The sequence below is a fragment of the Bartonella sp. AA9NXGY genome (assembly GCF_042196845.1).
Taxonomy (GTDB): domain Bacteria; phylum Pseudomonadota; class Alphaproteobacteria; order Rhizobiales; family Rhizobiaceae; genus Bartonella.
Genome location: NZ_JBHIRB010000004.1, coordinates 17,965 through 37,010, shown reverse-complemented (window position 1 = coordinate 37,010; position 19,046 = coordinate 17,965). Strand labels below are relative to the sequence as shown.

21 protein-coding genes and 1 pseudogene are annotated in these 19,046 nt (G+C 38.5%); 8 read left to right on the top strand and 14 right to left on the bottom strand.

The features are described 5' to 3' along the window. Nucleotides 1–3: 3 nt before the first annotated feature. The 13 genes from ACFIM6_RS03185 to ACFIM6_RS03125 all read right to left on the bottom strand — a co-directional run bounded on the left by ACFIM6_RS03185 (nt 4) and on the right by ACFIM6_RS03125 (nt 8,748). Nucleotides 4–369, bottom strand: a complete 366-nt coding sequence (locus ACFIM6_RS03185) for a hypothetical protein (RefSeq protein ID WP_375611621.1) — start codon at nt 367–369, stop codon at nt 4–6. A gap of 228 nt (nt 370–597) precedes the next feature. Next, nucleotides 598–963, bottom strand: coding sequence for a hypothetical protein (locus tag ACFIM6_RS03180; RefSeq protein WP_375611620.1), 366 nt, complete (start codon nt 961–963; stop codon nt 598–600). Between the two features lie 228 nt (nt 964–1,191). Further along, complete coding sequence (locus tag ACFIM6_RS03175) at nt 1,192–1,548, bottom strand: hypothetical protein (RefSeq protein ID WP_375611619.1); 357 nt, start codon at nt 1,546–1,548, stop codon at nt 1,192–1,194. 387 nt (nt 1,549–1,935) lie between these two features. After that, nucleotides 1,936–2,130 carry a hypothetical protein gene (locus ACFIM6_RS03170; protein WP_375611618.1) on the bottom strand — a complete coding sequence of 65 codons (195 nt, stop codon included), beginning with the start codon at nt 2,128–2,130 and terminating at the stop codon, nt 1,936–1,938. Nucleotides 2,131–2,291: 161 nt separating this feature from the next. Beyond that, the gene (locus ACFIM6_RS03165; protein ID WP_375611617.1) at nt 2,292–2,543 is read right to left on the bottom strand and encodes a hypothetical protein; all 252 of its coding nucleotides are present in this window, start codon (nt 2,541–2,543) and stop codon (nt 2,292–2,294) included. Between the two features lie 565 nt (nt 2,544–3,108). Next, nucleotides 3,109–3,456 carry a hypothetical protein gene (locus ACFIM6_RS03160; RefSeq protein WP_375611616.1) on the bottom strand — a complete coding sequence of 116 codons (348 nt, stop codon included), beginning with the start codon at nt 3,454–3,456 and terminating at the stop codon, nt 3,109–3,111. 199 nt (nt 3,457–3,655) lie between these two features. Then, nucleotides 3,656–4,213, bottom strand: coding sequence for a hypothetical protein (locus ACFIM6_RS03155; RefSeq protein ID WP_375611615.1), 558 nt, complete (start codon nt 4,211–4,213; stop codon nt 3,656–3,658). A gap of 57 nt (nt 4,214–4,270) precedes the next feature. After that, a complete protein-coding gene (locus tag ACFIM6_RS03150) occupies nt 4,271–4,822 on the bottom strand; it encodes a hypothetical protein (RefSeq protein ID WP_375611614.1) in 552 nt (183 codons plus the stop codon). Nucleotides 4,823–4,830: 8 nt separating this feature from the next. Next, nucleotides 4,831–5,337 carry a hypothetical protein gene (locus ACFIM6_RS03145; RefSeq protein WP_375611613.1) on the bottom strand — a complete coding sequence of 169 codons (507 nt, stop codon included), beginning with the start codon at nt 5,335–5,337 and terminating at the stop codon, nt 4,831–4,833. 1,232 nt (nt 5,338–6,569) lie between these two features. Next, nucleotides 6,570–6,800, bottom strand: a complete 231-nt coding sequence (locus tag ACFIM6_RS03140; RefSeq protein ID WP_375611612.1) for a hypothetical protein — start codon at nt 6,798–6,800, stop codon at nt 6,570–6,572. A 260-nt stretch (nt 6,801–7,060) separates the two neighbouring features. Beyond that, entirely contained in the window at nt 7,061–7,615 is a 555-nt protein-coding gene (locus ACFIM6_RS03135) for a hypothetical protein (RefSeq protein ID WP_375611611.1), read from the bottom strand. A gap of 48 nt (nt 7,616–7,663) precedes the next feature. Then, the gene (locus ACFIM6_RS03130; RefSeq protein ID WP_375611610.1) at nt 7,664–8,218 is read right to left on the bottom strand and encodes a hypothetical protein; all 555 of its coding nucleotides are present in this window, start codon (nt 8,216–8,218) and stop codon (nt 7,664–7,666) included. A gap of 8 nt (nt 8,219–8,226) precedes the next feature. Continuing rightward, complete coding sequence (locus ACFIM6_RS03125; RefSeq protein WP_375611609.1) at nt 8,227–8,748, bottom strand: hypothetical protein; 522 nt, start codon at nt 8,746–8,748, stop codon at nt 8,227–8,229. Between the two features lie 1,852 nt (nt 8,749–10,600). Between ACFIM6_RS03125 and ACFIM6_RS03120 the strand changes: the two genes are divergently transcribed. Then, on the top strand, nt 10,601–11,167 hold the full coding sequence (locus ACFIM6_RS03120) for a hypothetical protein (RefSeq protein ID WP_375611608.1): 567 nt from the start codon (nt 10,601–10,603) through the stop codon (nt 11,165–11,167). Between the two features lie 848 nt (nt 11,168–12,015). Here ACFIM6_RS03120 and ACFIM6_RS03115 read toward each other — a convergent pair. Then, entirely contained in the window at nt 12,016–12,240 is a 225-nt protein-coding gene (locus ACFIM6_RS03115; protein ID WP_375611607.1) for a hypothetical protein, read from the bottom strand. Between the two features lie 396 nt (nt 12,241–12,636). On the opposite strand from ACFIM6_RS03115, the gene ACFIM6_RS03110 reads away from it, so the two are divergent. The 7 genes and pseudogenes from ACFIM6_RS03110 to ACFIM6_RS03080 form a co-directional block, all read left to right on the top strand. After that, nucleotides 12,637–13,581, top strand: coding sequence for a YopJ/AvrA family T3SS effector serine/threonine acetyltransferase (locus ACFIM6_RS03110; RefSeq protein ID WP_375610230.1), 945 nt, complete (start codon nt 12,637–12,639; stop codon nt 13,579–13,581). A gap of 323 nt (nt 13,582–13,904) precedes the next feature. Further along, nucleotides 13,905–14,831 carry a YopJ/AvrA family T3SS effector serine/threonine acetyltransferase gene (locus ACFIM6_RS03105; protein ID WP_375611606.1) on the top strand — a complete coding sequence of 309 codons (927 nt, stop codon included), beginning with the start codon at nt 13,905–13,907 and terminating at the stop codon, nt 14,829–14,831. A gap of 323 nt (nt 14,832–15,154) precedes the next feature. Then, nucleotides 15,155–16,081, top strand: coding sequence for a YopJ/AvrA family T3SS effector serine/threonine acetyltransferase (locus ACFIM6_RS03100; protein WP_375611605.1), 927 nt, complete (start codon nt 15,155–15,157; stop codon nt 16,079–16,081). 694 nt (nt 16,082–16,775) lie between these two features. Further along, complete coding sequence (locus ACFIM6_RS03095) at nt 16,776–17,438, top strand: lysozyme (protein ID WP_375611604.1); 663 nt, start codon at nt 16,776–16,778, stop codon at nt 17,436–17,438. Beyond that, nucleotides 17,435–17,671: a hypothetical protein gene (locus ACFIM6_RS03090; RefSeq protein ID WP_375611603.1), complete on the top strand. Its 237-nt coding sequence runs from the start codon at nt 17,435–17,437 to the stop codon at nt 17,669–17,671. Before ACFIM6_RS03095 ends, ACFIM6_RS03090 begins: the two co-directional genes overlap by 4 nt. A gap of 128 nt (nt 17,672–17,799) precedes the next feature. Then, nucleotides 17,800–18,012 carry a hypothetical protein gene (locus tag ACFIM6_RS03085; RefSeq protein ID WP_375610233.1) on the top strand — a complete coding sequence of 71 codons (213 nt, stop codon included), beginning with the start codon at nt 17,800–17,802 and terminating at the stop codon, nt 18,010–18,012. Between the two features lie 571 nt (nt 18,013–18,583). Further along, nucleotides 18,584–18,753 (top strand): annotated as a pseudogene (locus ACFIM6_RS03080) (integrase); the annotation flags it as partial. Between the last annotated feature and the right edge of the window lie 293 nt (nt 18,754–19,046).

The window sequence follows — 19,046 nt, the reverse complement described above, 5'->3', positions numbered from 1 at the left end:
CCTTCATGCGCTGTTTTGTTGAGAAGCGGTTTTTCTCCGCTTCCAGATTGCTTGCTCCAACATATCGATCTTTTCTTTCAACAGAACCGTGAAAATGATACGAACCACAAAAGCAACAGGGATGAACAAAAAAATAAACCATGATATAAGCTCCATAATTAACGAGAGAGCTGCCACGACATCCCCTTCCCACTCCGCCAACTTCCACCCAAGCAACATGGGTACGAAGCGAAGAGCCATTCTTAAAGCTGCCACAATGAAAGCAATACAAAAAATGACTTTATAATTTTTGCGTGTCAGAAACGCTTCTTCAAGCGAAAAAGACCGTAATTCCTCATCCAATGGTGAATTTTTTCCATTGCCCCTCATTTTTTATCCCTCATTTGTTTCAATTTTCAAGCCATTTTCATGAACCGAAGCTTTCGTCCTCACAATGAATGAGAGTTCATCAATATCAAGCGCTTGTATCCTTCATCTTTTATAAAGACAATATCAAGGGTGCATTTTTTTTCATCACCTTCAAACATCGCACGAAGAGAAGTGCTCCTACAACGCATAAGAATATATAAAGACCAGTATTCATTTTCTGCCCTCCCTTCACGCGCTGTTTTGTTGAGAAGCGGTTTTTCTTCGCTGCCAGATTTCTTGATCCAACATATCGATCTTTTTTTTCAACAAACGCGTAAAGATGATACGGACCACAAAGGCAACAGGAATGAGTACAAAAATTAAATCTAATATAACCTGCACGATGCAAAAGAGAACTGTTATGACATTCCCTTCCCACCCCGCCAACTTCCACTCAAGCCACACGAGTAAGAAGAGAAGAGCCGTTCTTAAAGCTGCCACAATGAAAGCAATGCAAAAGATGACTTTATAATTTTTGCTTGTCAAAAACGCTTCTTCCAGCGAAAAAGACCGTAACTCTTCATCCAATGATACATTTTTTTCATTGCCCCTCATTTTTTATCCCTCATTTGTTTCAATTTCTAAGCCATTTTCATGAACCGAAGCTTTCGTCCTCACAATGAATGAGGGTTCATCAATATCAAACGCTTGTATCCCTCATCTTTTATAAAGACAATATCAAGGGTGCATTTTTTCATCACCTTCAAACATCGCACGAAGAGAAGGTCTCTCCTACAACGCATGAGAATATATAAAGACCAGTATTCATTTTCTGCCCTCCCTTCACACGCTGTTTTGTTGGTAAGCCGTTTTTCTTCTCTGCCAGATTTCTTGATCCAACTTATCGATCTTTTTTTTCAACAAACGCGTAAAGATGATACCGACCACAAAGGCAACAGGAATGAGTACAAAAAGAAGCGCTGATATAAAAACCAATATTAATGTTAAAATGAACAGGATATAATTCCACCACCCTGTCAAATCCCACTTAAAAAACATAAAGAATGCCATTATAAAAGCTGACACAATGAAAGCAATGCAAAAGATGACTTTATAATTTTTGCGTGTCAGAAACGCTTCTTCCAGCGAAAAAGACCGTAATTCTTCATCCAATGGTGCATTTTTTCCATTGCCCCTCATTTTTTACCCCTCATTTGTCTCAATTTTTAAGCCATTTTCATGAACCGAAGCTTTCGTCCTCACAATGAATGAGGGTTCATCAATATCAAGCGCTTGTATCCCTCATTTTTTATAAAGACAATATCAGGGGTGCTTTTTTTTCATCAACTTCAAACATCATGTTTTCATCACTCACAGTGTACCCCCTATTATCTTAAGGCTTCTCTTTTCTCCTCGATCAAATTTTCATAAAAATATCTTCTTCTATTGCACAAATTTGGGTCTCTGACTCTAAAATTCTAAGTGCTCTTTTTATTTTCAGGAAGATAAGCTGCTTTCCAAAGAAGAAGCAAACGAGTGCAAGAAAATCGTAACGAGGTTGCTTTGTCTTTATGACGATTTAAATCATCAACAAAACCGGCCCAAATTGATTTTTTCGATATTTTTTTCAAAACCCAAACTTTCATCTTCCATAAAGCTTTTATGAGAAAGCTGCCAAATGTTAACATCACCAAGCAATGTCAAAACCACAAGGGTGTGCAAGTAAAGAAGAAGCCACTTGAGAGATAGAACAATTTCCTTTCCCCAAGGTGGTGCCCCCATATTGAAAGCCCAAGCACGCAGACAAGATCAACCTCAGTCCCAGATCAACCTCATTCATTGCCCTCATCAAAAACTTCCTCAAGTACACAGCATAAATGCCTTACGCTTACCTCTTCCTCAAGAAATTTCAATCCCTTTGCCTTAAAATCCACCCCTTTGCCTCAATGCCTCGTTGTCAATCTGGCCCCCCAAAATGATAAAGCCCTAAAATGATAAGGATTAATCATTTGGCAAGCCGCCGCATGAATACCAGCGCCTCTCACAATTCCATAACCAAATTGCACAAAACCTTTTTCATCCAGAGAGAGAAACTGTCCTTCACGGTCTCGTAAATAAATAACGGTCTCGTAAATAAATAGATGTCCCTCTTTTCTTTCAATTTTCCCCCTCCACCCCAAGCTCTTTAAAAGCACTGTTACACTTTCTATGGAGCAAAACGTGTGCTTTTGGCTCACCTTCTCTATGCGTCTTGCCTCTCCACCTGCAAGAAAATGGGCTTTTTTTCCCCAAACACCAGAATATCTTTTGCTTTAAGTATAGATTTTTCGCTCTCAATATCGCTTGGTAAAACACATTTTTATGCTTGATAAAAAGAAAATAAGTTACAAGATTTTCTCTCTTTAAGAGAACAGAAACAGCAAGTAAAGTCCAAGAGCAGCCCCTCTTCACTTTCCCCTCAGCACTCAAGCAAGAATCCTACTCAAGCAAGAGCCTCAATTCTTTTCAAAACACGACACAAATATAAAAAGGCATAAAACGAGAAGTGTCCCCCATGCTCCTTAATGAACAAGTCAAAGGCAAGGCTCAATAAAAGCCCTCTTCACTTTCCTCTCAGCACTCAAGCAAGAGCACCAACTCAAGCAAGAGCCTCAATTCTTTAAAAAAACACGACACAAATATAAAAAGGCATAAAACGAGAAGTGCACCCCATGCTCCTTAATGAACAAGTCAAAAGCAAGGCTCAACAAAAGCCTCTCTTCACTTTTTCCCCTCGCTCATTTTCCCCTCGCTCACTTTCCCCTCGCTCACATCGTATAATATGACGGGTGCTTTTTTCTGCTCAACCTCTTCTTCTAATTGCCGTATCATTTTGTTCAACTGACGGGTCACGATAAAGCGCATAATAAAAACAATCGGTAAGAATAAAAAAGTACAGGCAAGCATCCATGCTAGTGGCTCGAATACGACAAGAGAAACAAAGTCCTGCCCTCTCCATATCTTAACGACAACAGTTATAACTATTGGAGCAGTCGCCATGACCGTAGAAAGATAGAATATTTTTTTATAGTCTTGCCAAACAAGAGAAAGCTGCTTTTTATCAAACATTCTGCTGCTTTTTTATTTTGGGGAGTTCTGTTTTAAGGCGATATCGCGTTCATTCAGCACGCATTTCAGTTCCTTTTTCACGCGACAATAAAGCCTCGCACGCTTGATAAACAGGTAGTAAATGACAACGATTGGCGCCCATATTAAAACATTTAAGAGCGTAAAACACAGGAAAGAAATGGCTATTAATGTTATAAGACTACTCGTCATTTTGTCCCCCTTCCACATTCTGCATACGCATTGCCTGATCGCGTTGTTGGATCGCTTCTTCCAATTGTGGAAGTATTTTGTTCAATTTTCTCGTTAATTTTATACACATGATCCCAATGATCGGAAAAAAGAGAAGAACCCCTAACCATATAAGGCTCAACAGCTGCATGATAAAGGCAACACTATCATTTTTCCACCATACAAAATTTGCGATAGAGAAAGCAGATTGCAAAACAGAAAAGAGAATAAGGATAAAAAGGATTATTTTACATTCTTTTGAATAAAAAGGCAGAGATTCTTTGAAGTTAAGAAAGCGCATTGTCGCATCAAGGGTCTTATGGGCGAGATTGTGTCTCTTCATTTCTCCCAGATCATTGCGCAATTGTTGTATGGCTTGCTTTTGTTGCGTCGTACTCTTTTTCAAGCCTTGAGCGAGTTTAAAAGATAACCTGATATATTTGATCAACAGGTAAGGAAGCCTAACCATAACCATAACCATTAAAATGGCAATGATAATGAACCCTAAAAAAGCCAAATGCTGCATCATAATGCTCCCTTTTTTTCCCTATCGCATTGATGTGAAATCATCATTTTTATTTTCTTCTCAAGCAAATGTTTCTAATTCCTTTACTGTTTCTTGCACGCCATACTGAAGGAGACTATGGAGAATTAAAATGACAGGTAAAGAAACAACAATACATGTCCAGACCCAAAACAGCAGTCGCATGACAAAATCAATAATGTGAAGCACTATCATAGGCACGTAATTGTGCAAAAAAACCGCAGATTTTGGAAGAAAAGCTGAAAAAACGACAACACCTGTGCTAAGTGCAACCATAACGAAGGCGATAGAAAAGATCATAAAATAATCTTTTTTTGAGAGAAGCAAAGATTCTTGAAAAGAAAAGGCACGCAACTGTGTTGCAAGAACTGTATTCTGTCCCCTACCCTCTGCCTGATTATGCCTCAAATTCTGCGCTGCACCCTTTTTTAATTTTCGCTGCGTCACCAATAACAAGATTGTCCGTTTTATCAAAGAATAATAAAGTGCAACGATTGTCACCACGGTAGAAAGGAATACCATAAAAATTGCAGAACAAATAAAAATTACCGTCCCTACGGCAATCAACATTCCAATGATTAAAGAAGCGCTCACTTTTCCCCCTATTGTCTTCTGTTAAGAGATTGGTTGTCTAGCTGTTTCTGCTCTGGTAAGTTTTCCCATTGTAGCATCATTTCCTTCACATCCCGTTTAAATACGGCGTTAAAGACAAAAAAGAGCGGAAACAACCCAAAAAGAACGCCAAAAATTATTTGCGGCAAGAGACATAAAAAAGCCCAAACACTATTCCACCCCGCATCAAGAACATGCTGAATTATAGGATTTTGGAATGGGTGTTTAAGACTTTCCTGAAAACTTTCTTGTTTCATTTTTCCCAGTGCTTGGAACTGTTCCTTGGATATAACGTGAAAAAATTCCAAAGGGCTCATATAGGCAGACGCGGAAAAAAGCACCAACAAGAGGATAGCCAAACAACAAATGATGATATAATCGCCTGTTGAAAGCATCATCCATTTTTTGAAAGTTGCCGATTGATCCAACACTGGCTGCGATACAAAAGCCTTATCTCCCTTATGGGCAGATTGGTGTTGTGATTTATCTTCGATCATACGGATACTCCCCCACTTCTAAAATTCCCACTCTTCAATATTTGATAGCACGCCACCAGCGCGGTAAATTCGCTTAGCACCCTTCTCAGAGTAATGCAAGTACTATAAATCCCCTCTACGTATTTTATTCATTTGCCCTATACGCGCTTATACATGCGCGCTTACAAGCCCCAAAACACCCCTTTTCCCAAGGAAGGGTGTTCTATTGAAAGCCAAGCACGCAGACAAGATCAACCTCAGTCCCAAATCAACCTCATTCATTGCCCTTATCTCAAGCTTCCTCAAGTGCACGACGTAAACGCCTTACGCTTACCTTTTCCTCAAAAATTTTCAATCTCTTTGCCTTAAAATCCACCCCTTTGCCTCAATGCCTCGTTGTCAATCTGGCCCCCCAAAATGATAAAGCCCTAAAATGATAAGGATTAATCATTTGGCAAGCCGCCGCATGGATACCAGCGTCTCTCACAATTCCATAACCAAATTGCACAAAACCTTTTTCATCCAGAGAGAGAGAAACTGTCCTTCACGGTCTCGTAAATAAATAGATGTCCCTCTTTTCTTTCAATTTCCCCCTCTACCCCAGGCTCTTTAAAAGCACTGTTACACTTTCTATGGAGCAAAACGTGTGCTTTTGGCGCGTCTTCTCTATGCGTCTTACCTCTCCACCTGCAAGAAAATGGGCTCTTCTTCCCCAAACACCAGAATATCTTTTGCTTTAAGTATAGATTTTTCGCTCTCAATATCGCTTGGTAAAACACATTTTTATGCTTGATAAAAAGAAAATAAGTTACAAGATTTTCTCTCTTTAAGAGAACAGAAACAGCAAGTGAAACCCAAGAGCAGCCCCTCTTCACTTTCCCCTCAGCACTCAAGCAAGAATCCTACTCAAGCAAAAGCCCCACTCAAACAAAAGCCTCAACTCAAGCAAGAGCCTCAATTTTTCTCAAAACACGACACAAATATAAAAAAAGCATAAAACGAGAAGTGTCCCCCATGCTCCTTAATGAACAAGTCAAAAGCAAGGCTCAACGAAAGCCTCTCTTCACTTTCCTCTCGCACTCAAGCAAGAGCACCAACTCAAGCAAGAGCCTCAATTCTTTAAAAAAACACGACACAAATATAAAAAGGCATAAAACGAGAAGTGCACCCCATGCTCCTTAATGAACAAGTCAAAAGCAAGGCTCAACGAAAGCCTCTCTTCACTTTTTCCCCTCACTCACTTTTCCCCTCACTCACACCGTATAATATGATGGGAGAGCTCCTTTCTGCTCAACCTCTTCTTCTAATTGCCGTATCATTTTGTTCAACTGACGTGTCACGATAAAGCGCATAATAAAAACAATCGGTAAGAATAAAAAAGTACAGGCAAACATCCATGCCAATGGCTCGAATACGACAAAAGAAACAAAGTCCTGCCCTCTCCATATCTTAACGACAACAGTTATAACCGTTGGAGCTGTCACTATGACCGTAGAAAGATAGCATATTTTTTTATAGTCTTGCCAAACAAGAGAAAGCTGTTTTTTATTTTTGAGAGATCTGTTTTAAGGCGATATCGCGTTCATTCAGCACGCATTTCAGTTCCTTTTTCACGCGGCAATACAACCGCGCACGCTTGATAAACAGGTAATAAATGACAACGATTGGCACCCACAATAAAACATTTAAGACCATAAAGAACAGGAAAGAAAAGGCCATTAATGTTATAAGACTACTGGTCATTTTATCCTCCACGCCCATTCTTCATACGAATTGCCTGATCGCGTTGTTGTATTGCTTCTTTCAATTGTTGAAGTTTTTTGTTCAATTTTCTCGTTAATTTTATACACATGATCCCAATGATCGGAAAAAAGAGAAGAAGCCCAAACCATAGAATGCTCAACAGCTGCATGATAACGCCGACCATATCGCTCTTCCACCATACCAAATTTGCGACAAAGAAAGCAGATTGCAAAACAGTAAAGAGGATAAAGATAAAAAAGATTATTTTACATTCTTTTGAAGAAAGAGGCAGAAATTCTTTGAAGTTAAGAAAGCGCATTGTCGCATCAAGGGTCTTATGGGCGAGATTGTGTCTTTTTATTTCTCCCAGATCATTGCACAATTGTTGTATGGCTTGCTTTTTTTGCGTTGTACTCTTTTTCAAGTCTTGAGAGAGTTTAAAAGATAACCTGATATGTTTGATCAACCGGTAAGGAAGCCGGATCATAACCATAAACATTACAATGGCAATGATGGTGAACCCTAAAAAAGCCAAAAATTTTATAACAATAGTCACGTGTTTCCCCTATCGCATTGATGTGAAATCATCATTTTTATTCTCTTCTCAAGCAACCATTTCTAATTTCTTTATTGTTTTTTTCACGCCATAATGAAGGAGACTATGGAAGATTAAAATGACAGGTAAAGCGACAACAATACACGCACAAAACCAAAACAGCAGCTGCATGCCAAAAACGCCAACCTTAAACAATAGAGGCATATAATTGTGTAAAAAAATCACAGATTTTGGAAAAAAAGCAAAAAAAGCGAGCAAAACTGCGAAAACCACAATCACAATGAAAGCTAGAAAAAAGATGATACAATAATCTTTTCTTGAAAGTTCCAAAGATTCTTTAAAAGAAAGGGAGCTGAGCTCTGTTGCAAAAACTGTATTTTGTCCTATGCTGACTTTCTGATTATGCCCCAAATTCTGTAATGCACCCTTTTTTAATTTCCGCCGCATCCCACACAACAATATTGTCCGTTTTATCAAAGAATAATAAAGTACCAAGATTGTCATCAGAGTAGAAAAAAGTATCATGATCTCCCCGAGAAACATGACAGTACTCCACCATACTGTGGTCAAAATTACAAAAGTACTTATAAAAGAAGCAGCCACTTATTTTCCTATTGTGTTCTGTTGAGAAATTGGTTGTCTAGCTGTTGCTGCTCTGGCAATGTATCCCACAGCTTCATCATTTCCTTCACCTCCCGTTTAGAGATAGCGTTAAAGACAAAAAAGAGTGGAAAGAACACCACAAGAACACCAAAAATCATTTGCGGCAAGAGACATAAAAAAGCCCAAACACTATTCCATCCCGCGTCACGCAAAAACACGATTGCAGGATTATTTTCAAAAGGCTGTTTCAAGATCTCCTTAATCATTTTTCGAAGATCTCCTTGTTCCATTTGTCCCAGTGCTTGAAACTGTTCTTTGGATATAACGTGAAAAAACTCCAAAGGATTCATATAGACAGTCGCGGCAAAAAGCACCAACAAGAGGATAGCCAAACACAAAATGATGACGTAATCTTTTCTTGAGAGAGCCGTCCATTTTTTGAAAACCGCACACTGATTTAACACGAGCTGTGACGCAAAAGCCGTATTTCCCTTATGGGCAGATTGGTGTTGTGATTTATCTTCGATCATACGGATATTTTCTCACTTCTAACATGCCCACTCACTCTTTGAGAACATGCAACCAGCAAAACCGGTTTATCTAGCACTCTTTTCACCATGAAACACGCGCTATAAGCCCCTTTAAGTCTATTTTTAAAATTTCTCATACGTGACAACATACAATCCCTAAACCTTACAAGCACAAATGCCATTGTATCCTCTTATCTATTACCCACACTTCAAAAGACAATGTTTCACAAAACTCAACAAGCAAAAATATTCAATCTAAGAAATATCTGATGTGTAAAGTTTACAAACAATACGCTGATTTATAACAATTTATTGTTTTTCATATTAAATGAGAACCCTAAATACCGTAGGATTGTCTTATTCCAAACCTATTCCATATTAAATCAACCCAAACCATGTCTCTTGCGCGTTACAAGCAGAAAGAGCCGTATAGAGTAAAACATTAAGAAAGGATGATAAATGCCTCTAAGGAAGCGCCTCAAATGCCAAGGGCTGTCGCAACAATGAGAACTGGCAAAATGTGTGATGCTATAGACTTTCTTCTTCACAAGCGTAAAAATGGAAGTGTGCAATAGATTTTATATTATTCAAACTTTATATGGATTTCATTGGGGACTTTATCGTTATACCCTTCATGAGCACCCTTGAAAAATGGGCAAAAGAGAGCCCTAAGACATGGCTCTTTAAAAAGCAACACAACACAAAACAAAGTCAAACAAGCAATCGATTATCCAGTATAAAAAACGTGCGACAAACAACCTTAATCCTCATTTGAAAGCTTCTTAATCAAAAAGGCTTCATTTTAAAAATTCTTCATTAAAGATGAAATATCTCACAGCCCCTACATTTGTATAGCCCCTACATTCATCAAGGCATCTCTTATAAAAGCATCTTTTTATAAAGGCATTTTCTTCTTATAAAAACAGCCTCTTTCGATAATGCATTCCGTCCTTTAAACGACATCCCCTCGTCTTATGATGAGATCCATTAAAACGGAAAACTTATACTCTATAAAGGATACTTACAAAGGATACACCAAACAAAATAGCGAGATCATTCACAGTTTATTTTAAGCCGATAAACGATATTTTATTTGAAAATATAGGGCATCTTATGCTATTATAATAGAATGCGGAGGTTTGCTTTTTGCCGCTCTCTGCCACTCAACAGAAGACAATATATCTCCTATAAAGGATAAAAGTATGCTTAACAGCGTGATGTATATCAAATATCTTGGGAAAGCGCCCAACAACAAAAAAATAAGAGAACCCAAATAAAAAGCTTCCAACTTAAGAAAACAATGACCTTTCAAAAGTGGAATTGAAAAATTTCCACAAAGCGCTCGTGAAAAAAGAGACAAATAATCCCATTAGAAAAAACTTCCTATTAGAAAGACGATGACATGCCCTTGAAATCCATTGTTATTTTTTCATTCACATTTGACAAAAATTTTCCTTCAATCTCTCAAGAACAGTTAAGAAATATTTAGAAAGCAAATAATCCGCTAGCAATAAAAAAATAAGCATGACAGGGGCGGAAGATAAGACTGATAGGGATAAGATAAAAAAGGTAAGAAACCACCTTAAAGATGATTTTTTCGCCCCACACCGTTGCTTTTCTTTGCATTTAAAACGCCTTTAGTATCGTTTGTTTTTTGATCTGCAACGGCTGATATTTCCCGGTATTTGCTCACTCCCCCCCCCCAGTATTTTCCCCCTTTTAAGTATTTTCCTCTTTTTAAGTATTTTCCCCCTCTTAAGTATTTGCTCCCCCCAATATTTGCGCCAAGTGCTTTTTACATCACTGTCCCCCATCAACAGACAGTTTCTTTTTCATTCAAATGGTTAAGTTCATGAAAATACGTAAAAAACGCGGTAGATCGAAAATAACAGGAAAGCGAGAGCCCAAAGGCCGTATTTCACGTGCCCAAAATTCCAGCGAATCTGCGCTTCAATCTGCGATTGAAATGCGTGCAAAACACTTTGGTTTAAGCTTCGAAGAAGCGAAAAATCCGCTTGTCGGAACCTATATTGGGCGTCTTTGTTTGCTTGGCTATAAAGAGGCTTCATCAGGCATCAGTAAAGAGCAATATGACACGGCGCAACAATACTTGCAAATTAGAAACGACTATTTATGTGCAAAAGGTTTACCAAACGGTTATTATGATGGTTTTACGCACAGCGCATCAGATGAGAAAGCAAAAAAGCAATGGATCCAAAGAGCAACGGAACACTATGAAGCTATGCAAGAAGCGATTAAAGAAGCACAATATCTACATCGTCAACACAACTTTCATGCGGCATTACACTATCTTGTTATAGAAGATCAACCGCTGCCTAATCTTGTTGGCTCGTTGCGTATTATTCTTGATGCCCTTTATAAACATTTTGACAGTTCTACCCAAAAGAGCCTTGGCTAAAACACCCATCATTTCCTCCCCCTCACAGGATAAAGATTCTCCCCCTTCTTTTATAACATGCCTCTTTATAACCAGCGCCTTTATAAAGTCCCCCTTTGGCAAATGACACTTGAGAACCTCTGAGCTTGCCCTTTCATAAAATTTCATGGGATTGACAAGCTTAAAGCGCACAACAAACAAGCTTAAAAATATCCACCACGCCCTTTAAAAAAATACTTCAACTGTCAAAGAGACTTAACCTTATACCTACCAGTGCCTCACTTAATCCATGCCTCAAAGGACAATATTTCACGGCATGGACAGGATAAATATTGCCCCCTCTTTAAAAAACAGCAACATTCTTCCCTCTACCCCCATTGTAACAAACCACCCTCATCATACAATTCACCCAATATCGCAACATCCTTAGCTCTTCAGACAATTCATTATCGTCATTTTACGTCTTTTCTTGTACAATTCTATATGGCTCTTCTGATCTTATGACGGACAAGAGCTATGGCTTTTATTTCAGCATAATCTGGGTTTCTCATTCAAGATAAATAACGATAAAATATCCACTATAAATCAATAGCTTATCATTAAAACAACCCGTTGATTTTTGACACAATTAAAAGCATCATCCCTTAAACGAAAGAAAAAGCCCCTACCAACAATCTCCTCCCTCATCAACAACTGCACCGATAACCCTCCACACCTATCACACCACCACTAATACGACAGCCAGCACAACCCCAATCACCCCCACAAATCGCCAACACCTAAAGCTTTGTTCCACAAACACCTTCCAACCACCGCCTTCCTAATTCCATCAATAAAATACCACGGATTTCAAAACCACAATTCTCCCTTCATCTTGTCCACGCCTTTCTCAAAGGAGAAAATGTTTTTTGCCACATCAAAAACTTTTCCATTAAAACAAGATATTTTGCTGCATAGCTAATGAATGAGCTTTTTTCTGTAGATTTTTCCCGCGATAAAGGAGGAAAAATAATCGTTTTGCGGTTGACAGAATATGAAAAATCGTATTTAATGGTAGATGCGGTAAGGGGTTTTCTGCGTCCAGATTTCATCATAAAATTTTCGCATTATCATAGACTGTTATAAAACAGTGTGTTTCGCGGCAATGTTTAAAACTTTACGGTTTGAAGGTATCTTTCGTCCTTTTCTGACTGTTTTCTTTTGCATTACACAATTTGCATCACCAACAACTCTATAATTTTGAGATTTTCAAAACAAGTGGTATTCAATAAGGGCTCTCAATAGAACGCCCTAATAATCCCCCCATAAAATACCAATATCATACATCACAGCAATGATGAGCAATACACGCATAAAAATATGAAAACAGCATTATTATGCTCTCATCGCCTCACCTTTCAAGATGCAAAGGCTTGTTTTTCAAAACATTGTTTAGCCAGAATTGAAGAAGATAATATCACTTATCGATCATCAACATAGAGGCTAAGATTATGAAGCCACAAGATTCTCCCCCACCACATTCCTCACAAACCCCAGAAGGTGCAAGTGCACCTGAAGGGGCGCATGCAAATGCATCATTAGACACTCTTACTGCACATTTAGAACGGCTTAACATTGAAAAAATAAAAAACACCCCTTTTAATCGTGCAGAATTAAAAGATATTATTGCCGGTTTAGAAAAGCATAATGCCGATGGCAGTTGGATCAAAAATTATTATGATATTTTAGATCTGTACATGATGCCAGCCTTGGTCGATCAAGCAAATCGTAAATATCCAGAGATGAATCTCAAACTTACAAGCCCCCCTGACGGCTTTGCCCTTGCACTCAAAGAAACGCTCGAAAAGGGCATAAAATCTTCTAGGCTGATCGTTAACGCACAAGATAGGGGAATTCATTTTGCGGTTGTCGATCATCAAACCATTGATAATAAAACATCTTTGATCTTTTTTGAACCGACCTTACTGCGTGACACGCTTCCCGCATTACTTGCATTAAGAACGCGACAATCCATTGAACATCACCAATTTCCGAATATTCATTTTGCCATGGTAGAAATGGATATTCAACGAAGCTCCTCTGAATGTGGGATGTTCAGCTTAAGCCTTGCCAAAAAGCTTTATCTCGAAGCTCAAAAATTAGAAAGACTACACAAAGATAATATTAAGGGTGTGTTATGTGAACCAGACACGCCTTTACCTGCTGAAAAATTAGATCCATATCTTCCAGCTCGTTTATACAAACACGTGCAAGGAAGAAGACGTCTTGGGGAATATCTAAAAGCCAACCCAGAAGCAGCACAGGAGAAAGTAAACAAAAAAGGCGAAACCCTAACCGAAAGATTTGAGAGAAGCTTGGTAGCAACAGAGACAAAAACTGTTTCTGTTTCACAACACAGAAAAAGAGCCACAGAATACAAATCTCTAATGATGTAATAAGCGTTTTGGCCATAGCCATATTCCACCTTCACAAAGTAATGAAGCTCTGCGGCTTTACGGTAAGGCATAAATTGCTGTTAGCAAATCTTCTTTTGAGGTAAAGATGCAAACAGTAAGCGACGTGATCTCTTAAAAGATAAAAAGATACCTTACCTTTGACTCTGAAAAGCGTGGGGTTTTGTCTTTCGTAACCATTTTTTTTAATAAAGATGATTTCATCTCTTTGTTTTTTTAGATAAAAATCTTTCCTGCAAACATTGTTTAGCCAGAATTGAAGAAGATAATATCACCTATCGATTATCAATATGGAGGCTAATAGTATGAAGCCACAAGATTCTTCCCTCCCTCATTCCTCACAAACACCAGAAGGAGCAAGTGCAAATGCATCGTTAGACACTCTTACTGCACATTTAGAACAACCCAGTAGCGAAAAAGGCAAAAATATCCCATTCAATCGTGAAGAATTAAAAAGTATCATTGCCCGTTTAGAGAATGATATCTCAACGGGTCGTTGGTTCACAGCTGATTATGCAAGTACAGACCTTAAACTAATGCCAGCCTTGGTAGATCAGGCAAATCGTAAATATCCCGGCATGCGTCTTCAATTGGCAGCGTCATCTCACGACTTTGCCCTTGCACTCAAAGAAGCCATCGAAAACGGCGTTCAATCTTCTAGATTTATCATTCACACAAAGGACAGGGGAATCCATTTTTCAGTGATTGATCATCAAACCATCGATGACAAAACCTCCGTGATATTTTTTGAACCTACAACACTCAACAATATGAAACCAGCAGTGCTGGCATTAAGAACACAATTGGCTCTTAAAGCGCATGAGTTGCCCAATTGTTCTTTTGCCATGGTAGAAATGGATATTCAACGCAGTTCCTCTGAATGTGGAATGTTCAGCTTAGCGCTCGCTAAAAAGCTTTATCTCGAAGCTCATAAATTAGAAAGACTGCATAAGGATAATATTAAGGATGTGTTATGTGAACCAGACACGCCTTTACCTGCTGAAAAATTAGATACATATCTTCCAACCTCTTTTTACAAACACGTGCAAGGCAGAAGACGTCTTGGGGAATATCTAAAAGCCAATCCAGAAGCAGCACAGGAGAAAGTAAACAAAAAAGGCGAAACCCTAACCGAAAGATTTGAGAGAAGCTTGGTGGCAACAGAGACAAAAACTGTTTCTGTTTCACAACACAGAAAAAGAGCAACAGAATACAAATCTCTAATGATGTAATAAGCGTTTTGGCCATAGCCATATTCCACATCCACAAAGAATGAAGCTCTGCGGCTTTACGGTAAGATATAAGTTGCTGTTAGCAAATCTTCTTTTGAGGTAAAGATGCAAACAGTAAGCAACGTGACCTCTTAAAAGACAAAAAGATACCTTACCTTTGACTCTGAAAAGCGGGGGATTTTGTCTTTCGTAACAAAATTTTTTAAAATAAAGATGATTTCATCTCTTTGTTTTTTTAGATAAAAATCTTTCCTGCAAACATTGTTTAGCCAAAATTGAAGAAATAATATCATTTATCAATCATCAATATAGAGGCTAAGATTATGAAGCCACAAGATTCTTCCCTCCCTCATTCCTCACAAACACCAGAAGGAGCAGGTGCAAATGAATCTTTAGAAGACCTTATTGCACGTTTGATGCAAAGTTCCATCCAAACAGAAGAAGAACATGTTGCACCGAGTTCTGACGAATTAAAAGATATTATTACAGGCTTAGAAGATGATCTTGTCACCGGCCGTTGGATTAACGCTTATTATGAAAACACAGATATTAGATTGATGCCGGCTCTCGTAGAAAAAGCAAACAGCAAATATCCAGAAATGAATCTCAAATTGGCTCTTACAGCAGAAGAGTTTTCGCACGCACTAAAAGAAGTCGTTGAGAGCGACGCAAAATCTGCCCGATTTATAGTCAATTCGGGAAGCAAAATCCACTTTGCCGTCCTTGATTATCAAAAAGTTGATGACAAAATCTCTTTGATTATGCTTGAACCTACAACATTTCAGAATATCACAGCTTGCAAACTAGGGATAAAAATAAATCAAACCCTTCAATGTCTTCAACTGCCTCCTTATTCTTTTACCACGGCAGAAATGGATATTCAGCGAAGCTCTTCTGAATGCGGGATGTTCAGCTTAAGCCTTGCCAAAAAGCTTCATCTTGAATCTGATAAATTAGCAAGATTGCACAAAGATAATGTTAAGGGTGTATTATGTGAACCCAACTCATCTTTATCTGCTGAAAAGTTAGATTCCTATCTTCCAACCACTTTTTATAAACATGCGCAAGGAAGAAGACGTCTAGAACAATATTTAAAAGTCCATCCGGAAGCTGAACATGAAACAGTCAACAAAAAAGGCGAAACCCTGAGAGAGAGATTTGAAAAAAACTTAAAAACAACAGAGGGAAAAACTGTTTCTATTTCCTCTCACCAAAAAAGGATTACTGAATACAAATCTTTAACGATGTAATTGAGGCTTTTCCATATTCCTATTCATCAAAGAACGAAGAGATGCTGCTTTACGGCTAAGATTTCTCTAAGCAAACCAGCTTTTGCGCTCATAAAACAAAAATAGCACAAACAACTTTCCTCTTAAAGAAAAAGCACCATTGTCCTATAAAAACCAGCCCCTCTTAAAATTGTATCAAAATTCCACAGCTCTTGTTAGCCCAAAGCTCTGTGTAACAATGAGACTCTTTGGATAAGCAAAACGTTTGATACATAAAATATTTAATGCTTTCGTCTTCAGTAAAAGCATATGTCTTGTTTTTCTGAGAGTATCCACTTCGTATCTCAAACACCCCCACATCAATGCCATACGACCAAACAACCGCAATAGACCACACTTATCGTGCATCAACCAAACAACCGCCCGCACCCCAAGAAGGCTCCATCAAAAACACCAGGAAAAGCTCTTAAAATCTACAACCTCTCTTAACGGAAAACACCAGCCCAACTATTACTCCTCTTGCCCAGCCATTATTCCACTTACCCAACTATTATCCCTTTTGACCAACCATTCCCCCATTCCCTAAGATGTCATAACCAACCTTTTGATTTCATAAAAGTTTCACATCTCTTCTGTTTTTGAAGCGTGAAAAATTCATTTTTAATCTGTCAACCAGCCTCACGTTAACGTGAGGCTTTATTTTATGGAGAAGCAAATGAGAAAAATATCATCAGCAGGGCTTGCGCTCATTAAACAATGGGAAGGATTGCGTTTACAAGCCTATAAAGATGCCATCGGGGTGTGGACAATTGGCTATGGTCATACCAGCGCGGCTGGTAAACCGTTCGTTCACAAGGGCATGATCATTACTGAAAAACAAGCAGAAGAAGTTCTTTCTCAAGATTTAAGACAATTTGAAAATACCGTTGAAAAACATGTGACGGTTTCTTTAACGGATGAACAATTCGCCGCGCTCGTATCGTTTTGCTATAATATAGGAACATCGGCTTTTTGTAATTCGACCCTGCTCAAAAAACTCAATAATGGCGAATATGAAGCCGTCCCTGCTGAGTTACAAAAGTGGACTAAAGCAGGAGGAAAACGTCTTCACGGTTTAGTGCACCGTCGTGCAGCAGAATCGGGATTATGGGCAAAAGGGGCTTATGTTTCTCCCAACTACCAAACTGTAGAAACGCAAGCTCCAATGGGATTTTTCAAAGCAGAAGCGCTTACACCGATTATTGGTTCTTTTTCTGGACTTGGGGGCTTATTGGCAGGCAATGGTCCCATCCAATGGGCATTAGCAACCATTATGGTTTTAGCCGCCTGCGTTGGCATTTTCTTTGTGGCAAAACGGTTTCGGGAGCAGCGCTTATGATGTGGTGGTTGAAAAAAAATCTGATGATAACAGGAGCGGCTCTGACCGCTTTTTTTATCGCTTTAGCAAAAGCTTTCACTCTTGGAAAGAAGGTTGAACAACAAAAGCAAATAGAAAAAACGCTAAAGTCATCAACAACACGGCTAGAGGTGGAAAATGAAATTAATCAAAAAAGTGATGCTGATATACGCGCTGCTCTTACTCACTGGTTGCGCGATAAAAACAATCAATGAGCATTTTTCTTGCGTTGGTTGGATGCCCATTTATTTAGACAACAAAGATCACAATATCATCAGTTCAAATCTCGCAAGAGATATTTTAAAGCATAACAAACAAGGGGAACACATGTGTGGGTGGAAACATGGCTAGAAAAAAAACGGAAAAACAAACAGAGCTTACAGAAAAGGAAAAAGAAGTCCTACAAGAAATCATCACAACGTATAAAAGTGTAAAAATGATGTCACGCTATACGAAATGGATTATATTCATCATTTTTTTATTAGCACTTGATTTTTCACGGATCGTAGATGTGCTGGGAAGTATTTTTACACAAAAATCGAATATTCAGCTCTAAAATAAATAAAAAACGTGAGACGTGTTAAATCTTTTAAAAAGATAAAAAGCCATTCGTTATTTTTTGAAAACATGGAGATTTTATTGATGATTTTTCATGTCTCACGAGAAATTTTTATACACTCTTCACAAACACTTTCATGAAATGAATTTAGGGGTATGAAGAGAGATTTTTAACCAACGCGTAAGTCAGCAACTTTGGTAACATAAGAAAAGGATCATACCAACATACATTTTTTTAATAAACTATTGATATCCAAATGATTTTATACTCTTCATAAATAGCATTGCCAAGAATTTGTATTAAAAGACATTTCTTTTAAAGAAGTGCATAAACAAGCAATGTAATGGTAGCCTTACATAAAGCCTCTCATCTTTACGTTGAATAAAAAAGCAAGCCGGCTCCTCTCACCTTCCCAATGCCCTGCCTCCCAATTCCCTGCCTCCCAATTCCCTGCCTCCCAATTCCCTGCCTCCCAATTCCCTGCCTCTCAATTTCCACCCTCCCAATTCCCTGCCTCCCAATTTCCACCCTCCCAATACCCTGCCTCTCAATTTCCACCCTCCCAATTCCCTTATGTTCTATGCATAAAGGTCAAGTTGAAGAGAATATATGGAAAATCCTTGGCTCGAAAATATGAAAAGAAGGCATGAGGCTACAACAGAATTTCGCGTGCCTTTATCATCAGAAGCATTAAAAATTCTAACACAAGCACGTCTACTGTCTTGTCATGATTTTTTTCGGCTAACTGTCATGGTCCCCTTAGTTCAAAAATGGCTCCCCACTCAAGAATTTTCTGTCACAATATAGGCAACAAACAGAACTTGAGTATAACAATATGGGTTTGGCTCCAGTTTAGGTGATGAGCTTACCGAAAAAAAGATGAGAGCAAGGCGAAAAATTAGCTTTTATCTTTAAGCTTCTCAAATGGAGCAGTCTCCCCATTTCAGAGATCAACGAAACAGAGAGATGCTTATTCTCCTATGCAAAAGCTTGAAATACCAGCATCTTATTCATAAAAAACAAACCAGCCC

Bases quoted from the DNA above. Each gene is read 5' to 3' on its own strand.
- ACFIM6_RS03185 (WP_375611621.1), bottom strand. From the start codon at position 369: ATGAGGGGCAATGGAAAAAATTCACCATTGGATGAGGAATTACGGTCT.
- ACFIM6_RS03180 (WP_375611620.1), bottom strand. From the start codon at position 963: ATGAGGGGCAATGAAAAAAATGTATCATTGGATGAAGAGTTACGGTCT.
- ACFIM6_RS03175 (WP_375611619.1), bottom strand. From the start codon at position 1,548: ATGAGGGGCAATGGAAAAAATGCACCATTGGATGAAGAATTACGGTCT.
- ACFIM6_RS03170 (WP_375611618.1), bottom strand. From the start codon at position 2,130: ATGGGGGCACCACCTTGGGGAAAGGAAATTGTTCTATCTCTCAAGTGG.
- ACFIM6_RS03160 (WP_375611616.1), bottom strand. From the start codon at position 3,456: ATGTTTGATAAAAAGCAGCTTTCTCTTGTTTGGCAAGACTATAAAAAA.
- ACFIM6_RS03155 (WP_375611615.1), bottom strand. From the start codon at position 4,213: ATGATGCAGCATTTGGCTTTTTTAGGGTTCATTATCATTGCCATTTTA.
- ACFIM6_RS03145 (WP_375611613.1), bottom strand. From the start codon at position 5,337: ATGATCGAAGATAAATCACAACACCAATCTGCCCATAAGGGAGATAAG.
- ACFIM6_RS03125 (WP_375611609.1), bottom strand. From the start codon at position 8,748: ATGATCGAAGATAAATCACAACACCAATCTGCCCATAAGGGAAATACG.
- ACFIM6_RS03120 (WP_375611608.1), top strand. From the start codon at position 10,601: ATGAAAATACGTAAAAAACGCGGTAGATCGAAAATAACAGGAAAGCGA.
- ACFIM6_RS03115 (WP_375611607.1), bottom strand. From the start codon at position 12,240: ATGATGAAATCTGGACGCAGAAAACCCCTTACCGCATCTACCATTAAA.
- ACFIM6_RS03110 (WP_375610230.1), top strand. From the start codon at position 12,637: ATGAAGCCACAAGATTCTCCCCCACCACATTCCTCACAAACCCCAGAA.
- ACFIM6_RS03105 (WP_375611606.1), top strand. From the start codon at position 13,905: ATGAAGCCACAAGATTCTTCCCTCCCTCATTCCTCACAAACACCAGAA.
- ACFIM6_RS03100 (WP_375611605.1), top strand. From the start codon at position 15,155: ATGAAGCCACAAGATTCTTCCCTCCCTCATTCCTCACAAACACCAGAA.
- ACFIM6_RS03095 (WP_375611604.1), top strand. From the start codon at position 16,776: ATGAGAAAAATATCATCAGCAGGGCTTGCGCTCATTAAACAATGGGAA.
- ACFIM6_RS03090 (WP_375611603.1), top strand. From the start codon at position 17,435: ATGATGTGGTGGTTGAAAAAAAATCTGATGATAACAGGAGCGGCTCTG.
- ACFIM6_RS03085 (WP_375610233.1), top strand. From the start codon at position 17,800: ATGGCTAGAAAAAAAACGGAAAAACAAACAGAGCTTACAGAAAAGGAA.